Genomic DNA, 14531 nt, shown 5'->3' on the forward strand with positions numbered 1-14531 from the left:
ACCATCTTTTAGATGGTGCCGGCACCAGGAGTCGAACCCGGGACCTACTGATTACAAGTCAGTTGCTCTACCAACTGAGCTATGCCGGCTCGGGCCGACCGGAAGGTCGCTTGCTGCTCTGGTGTTACGCCTTGGGCGTCTCACCCGAAACGGGGTTGGCGTGGCTGGGGTAGCAGGATTCGAACCTGCGCATGCCGATACCAAAAACCGGTGCCTTACCACTTGGCGATACCCCAGCAGAGTTGGTGGCCAGAGACGGAATCGAACCGCCGACACGGGGATTTTCAATCCCCTGCTCTACCAACTGAGCTATCTGGCCCCTTGCCAACGCGACGTATTAAACCAATTCCTCCGTTTTCCGTCAACCCCTTTTCTTTCAAAATGATGGCGAGCGCTTTTCAAGGCGTCGCAAGGCTAGGCGTCACGCGGGACATAGCCCTCGGCGCGGTCGGTCTCTTCATTGTCGAAGAAGCGCTCCATCTGCTCCATCAGGTACTCGCGGTTGGCCGGGTCCATCATGTTCAGATGCTTCTCGTTGATCAGGCGGGTCTGCAGCGCCTGCCATTCTTCCCAGGCCTGGCGTGACACGCTCGCCTGGATTTCCTGCCCCTTCTTGCCCGGCAGCGGGGGGAAGGGCAAGGCGTCGAGCTCCTTCTGGTACTTGCGGCAAAACACGGTCTGACTCATGGCGGTCTCCTTTCTATGGTACGGCCTGCTGGCTATGGTGTGGCCTGCTGGCACGAGGATAGCAGTGTGCCCCGCCCAGACTTAAGCGTTCTGTTGCTGCAGAGCCGTGGCGCTCGTCCCGGGCTCCCTGTGCGCCAAGGTCAGCGCGGGGGCAGCACGGGGGGGGGGCAGCACGGACGTCAACGCGACGGTGGCTGGCTCAAGGCAAAGGGAGCAAGTGAGGCGAGCAGCTTCTTTACCGGTGCGGCAAGCCCCACCGACTCCGGCGCCTGGGGGTCGTACCACAGCCGTCCCTCGGCAACGCCATCGACTCGCCCGCCACGTGCCGGCACCGGCGTGATTTCCAGGCGAAAGTGACTGAACACATGAACGAAGCTCGACCAAGGCTCGTCTCGCTCGGCTCCTGGCGCGTGGGTATCGAGCCAGGCATCGATCTCGGCGTCGCTGTCGAACTGGGGAAGCCCCCACAGCCCGCCCCACAGCCCCTGGGAAGGCCGCTGCTCCAGCAGGATGCGCCCGGCCTCGTCGCTCAGCACCAGCATGCGGGTATGGCGCAAGGGGATCGCTTTCTTCGGCTTGGACTCCGGGAAGCGCTTTTGTTCCCCTCGGGCGCGGGCCACACAGACATCGGCGAACGGGCAGCGCTCGCAGTCCGGCTGGCCACGGCGGCACAGCGTCGCCCCAAGGTCCATCATGCCCTGGGTGAAATCCACCATTCGCTGTTCCGGCGTGTAGTGCTCGGCCAGGTGCCAGAGCTCGCGTTCCACCGCTGGCCGACCGGGCCAGCCTTCCAGCGCGTGCAGGCGCGTCAGTACGCGCTTGACGTTGCCATCCAGAATGACGGCTCGCCTGCCGGTGCTCTGGGCGATGATCGCCCCGGCGGTCGAGCGGCCAATGCCGGGCAGCGCGGCCATGGCATCGAGGCTGTCCGTGGGAAACTCGCCTGCATGCTGTTCCACCACGACTCGGGCCGCCTTGTGCAGATTCCGGCCTCTGGCGTAGTAGCCCAACCCGGTCCACAGATGAAGGACCTCATCCTGGCTGGCCTCGGCGAGGGCCTTTACATCGGGAAAGCGCTGCATGAACCGCTCAAAATAGGGAATTACGGTAGCAACCTGGGTCTGCTGCAGCATGATTTCCGAGACCCACACCCGGTAGGCAGTACGATCATGCTGCCAGGGAAGATCGTGGCGACCGTGCACATCGAACCAGTCGAGCAGGCGCCGGGAAAACACCTCTGTACTGAGCAGCGGCGACACTCGACCGCTATCCTTGTCGCCTTTCGCCCGACTGTCAGGGCCAGAGACTTCTGATAAATATTTCATAAAACCAATTAGTTATCATCACTCAAAAGTCAGACACGAAAAAAAGCGCCGACACGGAGGTCGGCGCAGTGACTGGCTTGCTTGATGCTCAATTAAATAGACCACGGACGGCGTCACGAAGTTCCTTGCCCGCCTCTTCTCCGATGCGTTCGTCGAGACGTTCGAGCTCCTTGCCCAGCCGCTCCTCGACTTCCTCGTTGACGCGGGAGCGGGCCTCTTCGGCGACCAGCTCGCCCAGATTGGCCTTGAAGGCGTCGGCGTCAAAGCCGCACCACTGGCTGCTGTCACCCTCCAGGCTGCCTTCGCAGCGCACCGGGAAGGGCACCTTTTCGAGACGCCGATTGACGCTGCAGGCGGCATCGGCGGTGTCGACAAAGCGCGCCGCCCCGTCGGCATCGAAACGCTGGCTGCCCAGATCGAGCTGGCCACCACCACTGACCTCGATACCCGGCAGGGTGATCAGCAGGTCGTCGTTCTGGGCGACGCCGTCACGGATGGTGAAGCGCGCGCTGATGTTCTCGAAGCGGGTGTTCTCGCTCCACTCGCGGGTGGTCTGCTCGCCTTCGAGGCGCGCCACGGCGGTACACAGCTGACGCGAAATATTGGCGCGGGGAATGCTGCCCTCGTTGATCCGCGTGTCCAGGGTTCCGTTGAGGTGACGGGTCAGCTCATGGCGAGCGTTGCCGCGGGTGGTCAGTTCACCACTGGCATGCAGCGAGCCGCTGAGCGGGGCGGGCTCCTGCCCAAGCGATGTCAGCAACGACTCCAGACGCACGCCCTCGACCTCCGGCGCCAGCTGCCAGGCGAGGTCATCGCCGCTGGCGTCTATCACCCCGGTGGCCTTAAGCCGACCTTCATGGAAGCCCGCTTCGAAGCCGGTCAGACGATGCCTGCCACCCTCGCCCTGCATGCTCAAGGACACATCCTGGTAGCGCTGGCCGCCCAGGATCAGCTGACCCAGCGCCAGCGATACGCTCTCGTCCAGCCCGGCCAGAAAGCTTTTCGGCAGGATCGCCGGTGCACCGTCCTGGTCCTGGGCCAGCGCCGACGCGATACCGGGAATGCCGTTGGCGGCGGTGTCCTGCTCGGGCGGCGGCAGATAGCTGTCGGCGTCGAGGCGGTCGCCTTCCAGATCGAGATCGACCCGGGTGCCATCGAAGCGTGCGCCGAGGGAACCGGAGAAGGTGTTGTCATCGAGCACCAGCGTCAGGCCATTGAGCGAGAGCTGCTCGAGGGTGCCTTCCACCGGACTGGTCAGCGCCACTTCCGACAGCGCCTCGTCGCTGGACATGCTGGGCATGGCGTCCATGCGCGCAAGCCAGGCACGCAGCGACAACGGTGCCAGACGCACCTGGCCGTCATAGCGTGGCGCCGAATTCAGCTCCTTCAGGTTGAGATTCCCCTTGATCGACAGACCATCGGGGCCGCTCAAGGCGATATCGCGCAGCTGAGCGGTACCGGCGCCGAAGTCCGACTCCAGCTGGAACGAAAGCGTCATGGCCACACGCTTCTCGCCTAACTGGGGTGCCAGCAGGCTGGCGTCCAGTTGACTCGGCGCCATGTGCAGACGCTGCTCGCCAAGGTTCAGCACCACCTCGTCGCTGGTCAGGGTCGCCTCCTGGGGTTCCGAGGCACCGGCCAGCAGAGTACTGGTCTCCAGCGTCACGTCGCTGAGCACGTGGCGGCTGTCGGCGAGACCCAGATTGACGTCGCTCTCCAGGGTGACATCGCTTTGCAGGCCAGGGGTGCGCTCTTCCGTTGTTTCGCCCTCACCGCCGCCATCGAGCTGGTCGAACACCTTCAGCTGGAAGGTGGAGCTGAGCGGAAAGGCGGTATCCGGATTGACGTTGCTACCGTTGATGGTGAGCTTCTCGGCCTGCCACTCACGGCCGGCCTGATGATCGACCAGGCTCAAATGGCCCTTGGTCACCTCGACGCTGGCGATGTTCAGGGCCACCGACAGACCGCCTTCATCATCCGGGTTGGGGCCTGCGCTGGCCGGCGCCAGCGCCTTTTCGGCGTCATCGGCCCTGTTTTCGAGGCGTTCGAGCAGCGCCTCCCAATTGCCGGTGCCATCACTGTCGCGCTCGAGATTCAGCGACAGCCCATCCAGGGTCAGGCCATCGATGGCGATTTCGCCGCGCAACAGCGGTGTGAACGCCAGGCTGACCGAGGCCTCGGAGAAGGCAGCAAAGGCCTGGGCGTCATCCGCCTGATCCGGCAGGCGCGCTTCGGCCTCGGCCACGCTGACACCAATGCGCGGATAGAAGGACCACTCCAATGGGCCTTCCAGCGACAGTTCGAGCCCGGTGTGCTCCTTCACCACGGACACCAGCCTCGGCTTCATGTCCTCGGGGTTGAAGAAGGTGGTGACGTAGACCACCGCGCCCACCGTGACCAGGGCGAGGACGCCGACGACCGCCAGCAGGGTTCTTACGAGTCGTTTCATTTGCCGCTTTCTCCGGTGGGCAGATCGAGTTGGAAATCATCGCCGCTTCGCGTCAGCTGATAGCCCAGACGCTTTAGCAGCATCTGGTCGGCCAGGGTCAGCTGCGAACCGGCCACGCTCAGCGCCACGCCGTCACGGTTGGCGGCAGCGCTGATCAGCGCCAGCAGGCGCGAGCCCACGCCGCGCCGGCGAGTGGTCTTGCGAACACAGAGGTCGAACATGCGCCAGCGCCCGTCACCAGGACTGACGGCGACAGCACCGAGCAGGCGATCATTGAAGCGCGCCGCCCAGAAGAAGCCATGTTCGAGCTGGCGGGTCACGTAGGCTCCCGGCGGGAGCTTGATGCGCTCCTCCGGCGCATCGGCATAAATGCGGGTCAGATCGATCCGCACCTGTTCATCGGCGTCCCAGACATCCTGGTCGACGCGAAAGAGGGTCACCGGCATACGCTGTCTCCCTTGGCCGGAGGGCGGCGACGGCCGCCACTGGAATGGCTGCATTGTAGCGGATGGGGGTGCCGATTCACTATAATGGCTGTCTTGTGCGCCTCGCACCGCGACCGGCCCACCTTAGAAACAAGGCCCCCAATTCCGACATGCGCGTGAGCGCAGGAGACGACATGTCCGAGCGTATTGCCACGGTCAGCCGTGACACCAAGGAAACCCAGATCAGCGTCACCCTCAACCTCGACGGCGAGGGCAACCTCAAGGGTGAAAGCGGGGTTCCCTTCCTCGACCATATGCTCGACCAGGTGGCCCGCCACGGCATGGTCGACCTGGACATCAGCGTCAACGGCGATTTGCACATCGACGACCACCACACCGTCGAGGACCTCGGCATCACCCTGGGACAGGCGTTCAACCAGGCCATCGGCGACAAGCGCGGCATCTATCGCTACGGCCACGCCTATGTGCCGCTGGACGAGGCACTGTCCCGGGTGGTCATCGACTTCTCCGGCCGTGCCGGCCTGTCCATGAACGTCGAGTTCACCCGCGCCACCATCGGGCGTTTCGACACCCAGCTTTTCTGGGAGTTCTTTCAGGGCTTCGTCAATCACGCCCAGGTCACGCTGCATATCGACAACCTGAAGGGCTTCAATGCCCACCATCAGGCGGAAACCATCTTCAAGGCCTTCGGCCGCGCCCTGCGCATGGCCGCCGCCGAGGACCCCCGCATGGCCGGCAAGCTGCCCTCCACCAAGGGTAGCCTCTAACGCCGCCGGCTGCGGTCCAACAGCAACAAGACGACAAGACACCAAGCGAGGCGGTCGCCGGCAGCGGCGCCCCTCCGGGCCAACCACCAAGGAGCGCTTCATGACCATTGCCGTCATCGACTACGGAATGGGAAACCTCCATTCCGTCGCCAAGGCACTGGAACACGTCACCCACGAGAACGTGCTGGTGACCCGCGACGCTCGCTCGATCCAGGGCGCGACCCGTGTCGTGCTACCGGGACAGGGCGCCATACGCGACTGCATGGGCGAACTGGAGCGTACCGAGCTCAGCGGCCTGGTTCGCGAGCTGCTGGCCAGCCAGTCCAAGCCGCTGCTGGGCATCTGTGTGGGTCAGCAGATGCTGATGGACCACAGCGACGAGAACGGCGGCATCGACTGCCTGGGCCACCTCGCCGGTCAGGTGAAGCGGTTTCCGCTGGACATGCAGGACAGTGACGGCGCTCGCCTGAAGGTCCCGCACATGGGCTGGAACCTGGTGGCGCAGCCCAACGCCCACCCGCTGTGGGAGGGTATCGAGCCCGGCTCGCACTTCTACTTTGTGCATAGCTACTATGTGGCCGCCGAGCATGACGCCGAGGTCTTCGGCACCACCGACTACGGCAGCGTCAGCGCCCATGTGGCGGTGGGTCGTGACGCCACCTTTGCGGTGCAGTTCCACCCGGAAAAGAGCGCTCGTGCCGGCCTCAGGCTGCTCGAGAACTTTGTCCAGTGGAACCCCTGACCCAGACCTGAGCGCCGGCCGGGCAGGCGCTCGCTTGCCCTGGCCGCCGCCCGACATCTGCACCGGCACGGCCCACGCCCTGCCTGCATCGATCACACTGGCACGCCCCTGAAAAGGCACCCCGAGGACACAACATGCTGGTAATTCCCGCCATCGATCTCAAGGACGGACAGTGCGTTCGTCTCAAGCAAGGCCGCATGGACGAGGCCACCACCTATGGCGACGACCCCGTCGCCATGGCCGCTCGCTGGGTCGAGGCCGGCGCGCGGCGCCTGCATCTGGTCGACCTCAACGGCGCCTTCGAGGGGCGTCCGGTCAACGGCGAGGCGGTGACCGCCATTGCCCGCCAGTACCCCGACCTGCCGATCCAGATCGGTGGCGGCATTCGCAGCGCCGAGACCATCGAGCACTACCTCAAGGCCGGCGTCTCCCAGGTGATCATCGGCACCAAGGCGGTCAAGGAGCCTGACTTCGTGACCGAAATGTGTCGCGCCTTCCCCGGCCATATCATCGTCGGCCTCGACGCCCATGATGGCCGTGTGGCCACCGACGGCTGGGCCGAGGTGTCCGAGGTGATGGCGGTGGATCTGGCCAAGCGCTTTGCCGACGACGGCGTCTCCAGCATCGTCTACACCGATATCGCTCGCGACGGCATGATGAACGGCGTCAACGTCGAGGCCACGGCAGCCCTGGCCCGGGACGGTGGCATTCCGGTCATCGCCTCCGGCGGCGTGACCAACCTCGATGACCTGCGCGCCCTGGTGGCGGCTGGCGAGCCGGGCATTCTCGGCGCCATCACCGGACGCGCCATCTACGAAGGCAGCCTGGACGTCGCCGAAGGGCAGCGCCTGTGCGACGAACTGACCCAAGGCTGAGGAGGCTCCATGGCTCTTTCCAAACGCATCATCCCGTGTCTCGACGTCGACGCCGGCCGTGTGGTCAAGGGTGTCAACTTCGTCGGCATCCGTGACGCCGGCGACCCGGTGGAGGTGGCGCAGCGCTACAACCAGCAGGGTGCCGACGAGATCACCTTTCTCGACATCACCGCCAGCCACGAGGACCGCGACACCACGGTGGAGATGGTCGAGCGCATCGCCGGCGAAGTGTTCATCCCGCTGACGGTAGGCGGCGGCATCCGCACCTGCGACGATATCCGCACCATGCTCAACGCCGGCGCCGACAAGGTCTCGATCAATACCGCAGCGGTGACCAACCCTGAGTTCGTACGTGAAGCCGCCGAGCGATTCGGTAGCCAGTGCATCGTGGTGGCGATCGACGCCAAGCGCGTCAGCGAGGAAGGCGAAGCCCCTCGCTGGGAGATCTTCACCCACGGCGGCCGTCGTCCCACCGGGCTCGACGCGGTGGAATGGGCCAAGAAGATGGTCGAGTACGGCGCAGGCGAACTGCTGTTGACCAGCATGGACCGCGACGGCACCAAGGCCGGCTTCGACCTCGGCGTCACCCGCGCCATCAGCGATGCGGTGGCGGTGCCGGTCATCGCCTCCGGCGGTGTCGGCAACCTCGACCACCTGGTCGAGGGCGTGACCGAAGGCCACGCCGATGCGGTGCTGGCGGCCAGCATCTTCCACTTCGCCGAGTACACCATCCCCGAGGCCAAGCGCTATATGGCCGACAAGGGCATCACCATGCGCCTCTGACCGACGCCTTTGGCTGGCTCTTCAGCCAGGGCTTGCAGAGCCAGCAACCAACCACCCCCGCCCGGGCAACCCGGCGGGGGTGGTCGTTTGTACGGACTGAAACCGACCTCAGTCCAGGGTCAGCCCCAGATTGCTGACACCACCGTTGCGTCCAAGCTTTCTCAACGCCTTGACGTGCTTCTTGCTCGGCTCTTCCTCCGCCGCCTCCAGCGCCGCATCCTGAAAGTCGTTCTCGTCTTCCATCAGCGGGTGCTGCTTGACCAGTTGGGCGAGCTTTTCGGCATCGTCTTCTCCCTCGGTCAGCTCGATAAAGGAGCGCACCGCTGCCTTCGAGACCTTGCTGACCTCAAGCACCGCGTCCGGCGCATCGCCCCTCAAGGTGTCGAGGATCGCCGATAGCGCGACCACCGCATCGAGGGCACGACGAGCGCCGAAGCTGTCGTCCTGTTGAGGAGGCTCCAGCTCGCCAAGCTTTTCGGCCTGGAGATCGAAGTCGATCTTGGCGTCCTTGACCGTCAACTGCTCCCACACCAGATCGAGGATCGCCCTCATGCCCGCCAGATCCCCGTGACCGCTGGTATCGGCGTAGAGCGCATAGTTGGGCAGCATGCGCTCGGTCAACGCGGCCATGAAGGCCTGTTGCTGACGTAGAGTCAGCGCCTGCAGGCGCTGGTGAAATCCTGGCTTTGCCATGATGGCTCCTGTGCTGGCGATAAACGGGCTGCCGGCCCCTTTATTCAAGGTTCAAGGTTCAAGGGGCGAGAGTCGAGGGTCGCGTGTCGAATGTCGGGAAAACGGCGATGGCCGAAAGCGGACTGGGCGACTCAAGGCCAGAAGAGCTCCTGGGCGATCCGTCCACGCTCATCGAAGGCCACACCTTCATCGATCAGACGCTTGCGCTGCTCGTCGGCTCCGCCATGGTCGGCGAGCTTGCGCGAGGCCGTCACCACCCTGAACCAGGGCAGCTCATGCCCCGACGGCAGATCGCGCAGCGCCCGCGCGACCATGCGTGCGCTGGCCCCATCGGTCATGGCGGCGATGCGTCCGTAGCTGGTCACCCGCCCCGAAGGAATCTCGCTGATGATGGTAAGAATCTGTTCTCGGACGTCCGGATTCATGTAACCTTTCGTTCTGGTTGCATTTTCATCGAGGGATGGCGCCGCCCACCCTCAATCTGAGCGAGGCCCCCATGCACCTTCATCTGCTCAAGCACCATCCAGACCTGGGCCCCGCACGCATCGGCGACTGGCTTGCCAGCATGGGCCACAGCTTCACCGTCTTCCACCTCTACGACGGTGAGCTGGTGCCGCGCCCCGGGGACTGCGACGCCCTGATCATCCTCGACGATCTCGAGGACCGCGACCAGGCACCCTGGCTCAAGGCCGAACGCAAGCTGATCGACCAGATGCTCGACGGCCACAAGCCGCTGCTCGGGCTCGGCGCCGGCGCCCGGCGCATCGCCGAAGCGCTGGACGCTCCGGTGGGCCGTGGCACCCAGGCCGAAGCCGGCTGGCAGACCGTCAGCCTGGCCGACGACAGCCCCTTCGACCTGCCCGACGACTTCCCCGCCCTGCTGTGGCATCGCCAGGTGTTCGGACTGCCCGATGACGCCCTGCCGCTGGGCGGCACGCCGACAAGCCCGGTGCTCGGCTTCGCCTGGGACGCCGGCCGGGTGGTTGGCCTGGCCTGCCATCTGCATCATCACCAGGAGAGCCTGACGGCCTTTCTCGAGACGATGCCGTTGCCGCAAGGCGCCGACGCAAGCCCCAGGACCCAGTCGCCAGAAACGATTCTTGCCGAGGCCCGGCGCCTGGATACCCTGGCGCCGCTGCTGGATCGCCTGCTGAGCCAGTGGCTGCGCACGGCACCGGACGTCTAATTCGCCACCGCGTCCCGCTGCAGCTGGCTCCAGGCCCTGGCAAACTCGAGGCAGCTGTCCCAGTCACCGACATGCAGGAAGCGACGCTCGGTGTGCTTCTCCAGCTGGTAGCGGTACATGGGGTCATAGTACTCGGTAAGCAAAGGCGCCAGCCAGGTCTCGTGGGCCTGGCGGTTTCCGGCCTCGTGCTCGCGGAAGGCCAGCGCCTGCAGCCGCTGCAGGCGGGCCAGTCGCGCGCTGCCCAGGCGCTTCTTCAGTCGCCCCAGCGCCGTCGACAACTGCTTGCGCATCAGTGACCAGCCGAGGCGCTCGCCGAACTGATTGCGATAGATCGTCCACAGGTCGTCGATGTAGTCCTTGTGGATCTGGTTGAGGCGCCAGTCCAGCGGCATCTCGACGCGGATCCTCGGCGCCGGCTCCATTCCCCGCCAGAACTCGAGCGGTATATTGGCCGCGCCGATGTGGCGCGACTCGTCTTCCAGCACCAGCGGCCCGTGCAATGACAGCAGTCGCAGGCCCATGGCGTGCTCGAAGTCGATCTGGCTGGGGGCGATCAGTGGATGGCGGCCGAAGGCCGAGCCCTTGTGACGGGCGCAGCCCTCCAGATCCAGACCGTTGTCCAGGGCCTGCACGATGGACGTCTTGGCGCAGCCGGTCAGGCCACCCACCACCAGCATGGGCTGGGCGGCGGCGTCATCGATGCGTGCGCACAACGCCTGGCGCATGGCCTTCCAGCCACCCTCGATGCGCGGTCGTTCGACGCCGGCCTCAAGCAGCCAGCGCTGGGCGATCTGCGAGCGCAGGCCACCCCGAAAACAGTAGATGATGGCGTCCGGGGCCGCCTCGAGCTGACGCTTCCAGGCTTCGATGCGCGCGGCCTTGATCTCGCCGGACACCAGCCGCTCGCCCAGGGCGATGGCGGCCTGCTGGCCGGACTCCTTGTAGGCGATCCCGACCTGATGGCGTTCCTCGTTGTTCATCAGCGGCAGGTTGACCGCCCCGGGCAGGCTGCCCTGGGCGAACTCCACCGGCGCCCGCACGTCGATCAAGGTGCGCCCCTCGACCAGCAGGGCGGGATCCGCCGGGACCAGCGGCAACTTCATCCGCGCACCTCGATCAGCGCCTCACCGCTGGCCTCGACGACCTCGCCGAAGGGTGCAAGCTCGATACCGAACTCGCGGCCGACCCGCTCGACATCGTCCTCCCAGGACGGGTGTACCGAGATCAACAGACCGCCCGAGGTCTGCGGATCACACAGCCACTGCCAGTGGGCCTCATCCATCTGCGGCAGGCTGGCCCCCAGGGCGTCACGGTTACGACGGGTGCCGCCGGGTACCGCGCCCTGGCGCCGGTAAGCCTCGGCCTCGGCCAGGCGCGGCAGGCGGCGAAAGTCGATGCGAGCCGCCACACCACTGGCCGCGCACACCTCGGACAGGTGGCCAGCCAGGCCAAAGCCGGTGACGTCGGTCATCGCACGCACCCCTTCGATGCGCGCAAGGGCGGCACCGATACGGTTGCTGATCAGCATGGTTTCCCGCGCCAGGCCATGGTGACCGCTTTCCAGAAGCCCCTGCTTCTCCGCCGTGGTCAGCATGCCCACCCCCAACGGCTTGGTCAGGAACAGCAGATCGCCGGGCTTGGCGCCCTTGTTGAGCTTCAGGTGCTTGAGTTCCACCAGACCGTTGACCGCGAGACCGAAGATCGGCTCCGGGGCATCGATGGAGTGGCCGCCCGCCAGCGCCAGACCCAGCTCACGACATACCGCCTGAGCCCCGGCCACCACGTCACCGGCGATGTCCGCGCCCAGCTTGTCCAGCGGCCAGCCCAGAATGCCCAACGCCATCACCGGGTCACCGCCCATGGCGTAGACGTCGCTAATGGCGTTGGTGGCGGCGATGCGGCCGAAGTCGAAGGGGTCATCGACGATCGGCATGAAGAAGTCGGTGGTGCTGATCATGCCGCGCCCGTCGCCCAGGTCGAAGACGGCGGCGTCCTCGCGTCCCTGGTTGCCGACGATCATCTTCGAGTGGCTCGCTCCCGGACCGGCCTTGGCCAGGATGCTGTCGAGCACATCGGGGGCGATCTTGCAGCCACAGCCGGCACCGTGACTGTATTGGGTCAAGCGGATGGCGCTCATGGAAGTCTCCTTGGCAATGATGGGCCCATTCTACACCAGCAGGACCGGCGGAATCGGCACGGCGCAGTCACCATCGTCCTGATCACATCCCGGGTAACAGGCTGTGATCAGGGTATGGTCTGGCGCCCTGGTGATCAGTTCATGGGTGGGGTCACAGTACTTCGAGGGCGTCGGCGAGCTTGTCCACCGCCACCACCTCCATCCCCGCCGGTGAGTTCTTGGGAGCGTTACCCCGGGGCACGATGGCGCGGGTAAAACCGTGCTTGGCGGCCTCGACGATACGCTCCTGGCCGCTCGGCACGGGGCGAATCTCCCCGGACAGGCCAACCTCGCCGAATACCACCAGCTCGCGCGGCAGTGCCCTACCCTGCAGGCTCGACACCACCGCCAGCAATACCGCCAGGTCGGCACTGGTCTCCAGCACCTTGACCCCGCCGACGACGTTGAGAAAGACGTCCTGGTCGCCGGTAAACAGGCCACCGTGACGGTGCAGCACCGCCAGCAGCATCGACAGGCGATTGGCATCCAGCCCCACCGCGACGCGGCGCGGGTTGCCCAGCGCCGACTCATCGAGCAGCGCCTGCACCTCCACCAGGATCGGCCGGGTGCCTTCCCACACCACCATCACCAGGCTGCCGGGGGCCTGCTCCTGCTGACGCGAAAGGAAGATCGCGCTGGGGTTCTTCACCTCCTTCATGCCGTGTTCCAGCATGGCGAAGACGCCCAGCTCGTTGACCGCGCCGAAGCGGTTCTTCTGGCCGCGCAGGGTACGGAAGCGGGAATCGGCGCCGCCTTCCAGCAACAGGGAGGCGTCGATCATGTGCTCGAGCACCTTGGGCCCGGCCAGGCTGCCGTCCTTAGTGACGTGGCCGACCAGCAGCAGCACCGTGCTGGACTGCTTGGCGAAACGGGTTAGTGCCGCCGCGGATTCGCGTACCTGGGCCACACCACCCGGCGCCGACGAGATGTCCTCCAGATGCATGGTCTGGATCGAGTCGATCACCAGCACCTCGGGGCGCTCGCGCTCGGCCACCGCCAGGATGGTCTCGACGCTGGTCTCCGCCAGCATCTTGAGTCCCTGGGTCGGCAACTGCAGGCGGTGGGCGCGCATCGCCACCTGGGACAGCGACTCCTCGCCGGTGACATAGAGAACGCTGCGCTCCTGAGCCAGCTTGCAGGCGGTCTGCAGCAGCAAGGTGGACTTGCCGGCCCCGGGGTGGCCGCCCAGCAGCACCGCGGAGCCCGGCACCAGACCGCCGCCGAGTACGCGGTCGAACTCGGCAAAGGTCGACGACAACCGCGGCACCTCCGACAGATCCACGTTGGCCAGATCCACCACCTCACGCGACAGGCTGCCGGCGTAGCCACCGCGCGCCGTCGCGCCGGCGCTCGACCCGCTTCTGGCAGGCGAGGACAGACGCACCTCGGTCAGGGTGTTCCACTCCTGGCAGCTGGAACACTGCCCCTGCCATTTGCGGTACTCGGCACCGCACTCGGTGCACACGAAGGCGCTCTTGGCCTTGGCCATGAATCCTCTCTCTATCGGTTCAATCGGGTTCGTTCGTCAGCGATGGTCAACACTGCGGCTTGCCGCCGTGTCCCGGGTAGCACTTGTCGTCCTCAGCACGGCGGTAGCGGCGAAACACCTCCATCTCCCAGGGACGCATGGCGATCATCAGGCTGACACCAAAGCGCTGCTCCAGCGGCAGCGACAGATCTTCCTGGTGACAGTGGCGAAGGTCCAGCGCCAGCCGCCGAAGCTTCTGCTGCATCACCTCATTGGAGCGCACCGACAGCATGCCATTGACGAACAGTCTTATCTCGCCCGGGCGATCGAAGCGACACGCCAGGAAATCCTCCTGGACCCGGGACTCGAAGAAGCGCTGGATAGGCCCTTGCGGCTGCCACTGGAAGTCATAGCTGATCAGCAGCTTGATGCGATTGCCCGGCAGCAGCTCGATCAATCCCATACGATCGAGCCGCACCAGGTGCGTTATCACCTGAGGCTCGCCGAGCGAATAGGTCGCACAGATATCTTCAAAGCGCCAGCGATTAAGCGCACAGAAGGCCACCAGCAGCAGCGACATGTCAGAGACCAGCTCCTGCTCAAGCTCAGGGGCGATCGCGTCGACCAGCGCCTGGGGCTCCAGCTGGCGTACAAGGTCTGTGATCTCGAGACCGACCAGGGCACACACCTGATCCAGGCGCTGCAGCGAAAACTGGCGCTCGGCGAACAGCCGCTTGACGCTGGCCTCGGACAGGCCAAGCGCCGCCGCCACCTGCTGATAGGTGACGCCATTGGCCCGCAGTGCCGCCTTGAGCGCATCCACAATCGCCACCGTCTGCGCCATGACTCACATCCCTCATCGCCGAAAGCCCCGGCCAAGGTAGCAGAATACGCGACTCACGGCTCAACAACACGCTACCTTCCGGATCCTGCT

The 14531-nt window shown here is 65.4% G+C and carries 15 protein-coding genes and 3 tRNA genes; 5 read left to right on the forward strand and 13 right to left on the reverse strand.

What is annotated here, in order from left to right; translation table 11 throughout:
• Window positions 1-13: 13 nt before the first annotated feature.
• The 7 genes from NFH97_RS06765 to NFH97_RS06795 all read right to left on the reverse strand — a co-directional run bounded on the left by NFH97_RS06765 (window position 14) and on the right by NFH97_RS06795 (window position 4907).
• Window positions 14-89 (reverse strand) — tRNA-Thr (locus NFH97_RS06765).
• Between the two features lie 72 nt (window positions 90-161).
• A tRNA-Gln gene (locus tag NFH97_RS06770) sits at window positions 162-236 on the reverse strand.
• A gap of 7 nt (window positions 237-243) precedes the next feature.
• Window positions 244-319: transfer RNA gene (locus NFH97_RS06775), tRNA-Phe, on the reverse strand.
• A gap of 95 nt (window positions 320-414) precedes the next feature.
• On the reverse strand, window positions 415-687 hold the full coding sequence (locus NFH97_RS06780; protein WP_045994673.1) for an oxidative damage protection protein: 273 nt from the start codon (window positions 685-687) through the stop codon (window positions 415-417).
• A 179-nt stretch (window positions 688-866) separates the two neighbouring features.
• Window positions 867-1946, reverse strand: a complete 1080-nt coding sequence (gene mutY, locus NFH97_RS06785) for an A/G-specific adenine glycosylase (RefSeq protein WP_349622120.1) — start codon at window positions 1944-1946, stop codon at window positions 867-869.
• 154 nt (window positions 1947-2100) lie between these two features.
• Window positions 2101-4461, reverse strand: a complete 2361-nt coding sequence (locus NFH97_RS06790) for an AsmA family protein (RefSeq protein ID WP_349622119.1) — start codon at window positions 4459-4461, stop codon at window positions 2101-2103.
• On the reverse strand, window positions 4458-4907 hold the full coding sequence (locus NFH97_RS06795) for an acetyl-CoA sensor PanZ family protein (RefSeq protein ID WP_045994670.1): 450 nt from the start codon (window positions 4905-4907) through the stop codon (window positions 4458-4460). The genes NFH97_RS06790 and NFH97_RS06795 overlap by 4 nt, the downstream gene beginning before the upstream one ends.
• A 173-nt stretch (window positions 4908-5080) precedes the next feature.
• Between NFH97_RS06795 and hisB the strand changes: the two genes are divergently transcribed.
• The 4 genes from hisB (at window position 5081) to hisF (ending at window position 8074) form a co-directional block, all read left to right on the forward strand.
• Window positions 5081-5674, forward strand: coding sequence for an imidazoleglycerol-phosphate dehydratase HisB (gene hisB, locus NFH97_RS06800; protein WP_045994669.1), 594 nt, complete (start codon window positions 5081-5083; stop codon window positions 5672-5674).
• Between the two features lie 100 nt (window positions 5675-5774).
• Entirely contained in the window at window positions 5775-6416 is a 642-nt protein-coding gene (hisH, locus tag NFH97_RS06805) for an imidazole glycerol phosphate synthase subunit HisH (RefSeq protein WP_045994668.1), read from the forward strand.
• Window positions 6417-6550: 134 nt separating this feature from the next.
• Window positions 6551-7291: a 1-(5-phosphoribosyl)-5-[(5-phosphoribosylamino)methylideneamino]imidazole-4-carboxamide isomerase gene (gene hisA, locus NFH97_RS06810; protein ID WP_108131090.1), complete on the forward strand. Its 741-nt coding sequence runs from the start codon at window positions 6551-6553 to the stop codon at window positions 7289-7291.
• A gap of 9 nt (window positions 7292-7300) precedes the next feature.
• Window positions 7301-8074: an imidazole glycerol phosphate synthase subunit HisF gene (gene hisF / locus NFH97_RS06815; RefSeq protein WP_045994666.1), complete on the forward strand. Its 774-nt coding sequence runs from the start codon at window positions 7301-7303 to the stop codon at window positions 8072-8074.
• A gap of 108 nt (window positions 8075-8182) precedes the next feature.
• Here hisF and NFH97_RS06820 read toward each other — a convergent pair whose 3' ends face one another.
• Entirely contained in the window at window positions 8183-8767 is a 585-nt protein-coding gene (locus tag NFH97_RS06820; RefSeq protein WP_045994665.1) for a YjaG family protein, read from the reverse strand.
• A 131-nt stretch (window positions 8768-8898) separates the two neighbouring features.
• The gene (locus NFH97_RS06825) at window positions 8899-9192 is read right to left on the reverse strand and encodes an MGMT family protein (RefSeq protein WP_349624591.1); all 294 of its coding nucleotides are present in this window, start codon (window positions 9190-9192) and stop codon (window positions 8899-8901) included.
• A gap of 71 nt (window positions 9193-9263) precedes the next feature.
• Here NFH97_RS06825 and NFH97_RS06830 point away from each other — a divergent pair, with 71 nt between their 5' ends.
• Entirely contained in the window at window positions 9264-9953 is a 690-nt protein-coding gene (locus NFH97_RS06830) for a type 1 glutamine amidotransferase (RefSeq protein ID WP_108131591.1), read from the forward strand.
• On the opposite strand, the gene mnmH is transcribed toward NFH97_RS06830, so the two are convergent.
• The 4 genes from mnmH to NFH97_RS06850 form a co-directional block, all read right to left on the reverse strand.
• Window positions 9950-11056, reverse strand: coding sequence for a tRNA 2-selenouridine(34) synthase MnmH (gene mnmH / locus NFH97_RS06835; RefSeq protein WP_349624592.1), 1107 nt, complete (start codon window positions 11054-11056; stop codon window positions 9950-9952). The two genes, NFH97_RS06830 and mnmH, sit on opposite strands and share 4 nt — an antisense overlap.
• Window positions 11053-12090, reverse strand: a complete 1038-nt coding sequence (selD, locus tag NFH97_RS06840; RefSeq protein WP_045994662.1) for a selenide, water dikinase SelD — start codon at window positions 12088-12090, stop codon at window positions 11053-11055. The genes mnmH and selD overlap by 4 nt, the downstream gene beginning before the upstream one ends.
• A 151-nt stretch (window positions 12091-12241) precedes the next feature.
• Entirely contained in the window at window positions 12242-13618 is a 1377-nt protein-coding gene (gene radA / locus NFH97_RS06845; RefSeq protein WP_045994661.1) for a DNA repair protein RadA, read from the reverse strand.
• Window positions 13619-13664: 46 nt separating this feature from the next.
• Window positions 13665-14441 carry a helix-turn-helix domain-containing protein gene (locus NFH97_RS06850; RefSeq protein ID WP_349622118.1) on the reverse strand — a complete coding sequence of 259 codons (777 nt, stop codon included), beginning with the start codon at window positions 14439-14441 and terminating at the stop codon, window positions 13665-13667.
• Window positions 14442-14531 lie beyond the last annotated feature (90 nt).

This window comes from Halomonas sp. SCS19 (assembly GCF_040147015.1).
In the GTDB taxonomy this organism is placed as follows: Bacteria; Pseudomonadota; Gammaproteobacteria; order Pseudomonadales; family Halomonadaceae; genus Halomonas; species Halomonas litopenaei.

Coding starts and splice junctions, on each gene's coding strand:
- hisF (WP_045994666.1), top strand. CDS start 7,301: ATGGCTCTTTCCAAACGCATCATCCCGTGTCTCGACGTCGACGCCGGC.
- hisH (WP_045994668.1), top strand. CDS start 5,775: ATGACCATTGCCGTCATCGACTACGGAATGGGAAACCTCCATTCCGTC.
- radA (WP_045994661.1), bottom strand. CDS start 13,618: ATGGCCAAGGCCAAGAGCGCCTTCGTGTGCACCGAGTGCGGTGCCGAG.
- NFH97_RS06790 (WP_349622119.1), bottom strand. CDS start 4,461: ATGAAACGACTCGTAAGAACCCTGCTGGCGGTCGTCGGCGTCCTCGCC.
- NFH97_RS06820 (WP_045994665.1), bottom strand. CDS start 8,767: ATGGCAAAGCCAGGATTTCACCAGCGCCTGCAGGCGCTGACTCTACGT.
- NFH97_RS06780 (WP_045994673.1), bottom strand. CDS start 687: ATGAGTCAGACCGTGTTTTGCCGCAAGTACCAGAAGGAGCTCGACGCC.
- hisB (WP_045994669.1), top strand. CDS start 5,081: ATGTCCGAGCGTATTGCCACGGTCAGCCGTGACACCAAGGAAACCCAG.
- NFH97_RS06795 (WP_045994670.1), bottom strand. CDS start 4,907: ATGCCGGTGACCCTCTTTCGCGTCGACCAGGATGTCTGGGACGCCGAT.
- NFH97_RS06830 (WP_108131591.1), top strand. CDS start 9,264: ATGCACCTTCATCTGCTCAAGCACCATCCAGACCTGGGCCCCGCACGC.
- selD (WP_045994662.1), bottom strand. CDS start 12,090: ATGAGCGCCATCCGCTTGACCCAATACAGTCACGGTGCCGGCTGTGGC.
- NFH97_RS06850 (WP_349622118.1), bottom strand. CDS start 14,441: ATGGCGCAGACGGTGGCGATTGTGGATGCGCTCAAGGCGGCACTGCGG.
- mnmH (WP_349624592.1), bottom strand. CDS start 11,056: ATGAAGTTGCCGCTGGTCCCGGCGGATCCCGCCCTGCTGGTCGAGGGG.
- hisA (WP_108131090.1), top strand. CDS start 6,551: ATGCTGGTAATTCCCGCCATCGATCTCAAGGACGGACAGTGCGTTCGT.
- NFH97_RS06825 (WP_349624591.1), bottom strand. CDS start 9,192: ATGAATCCGGACGTCCGAGAACAGATTCTTACCATCATCAGCGAGATT.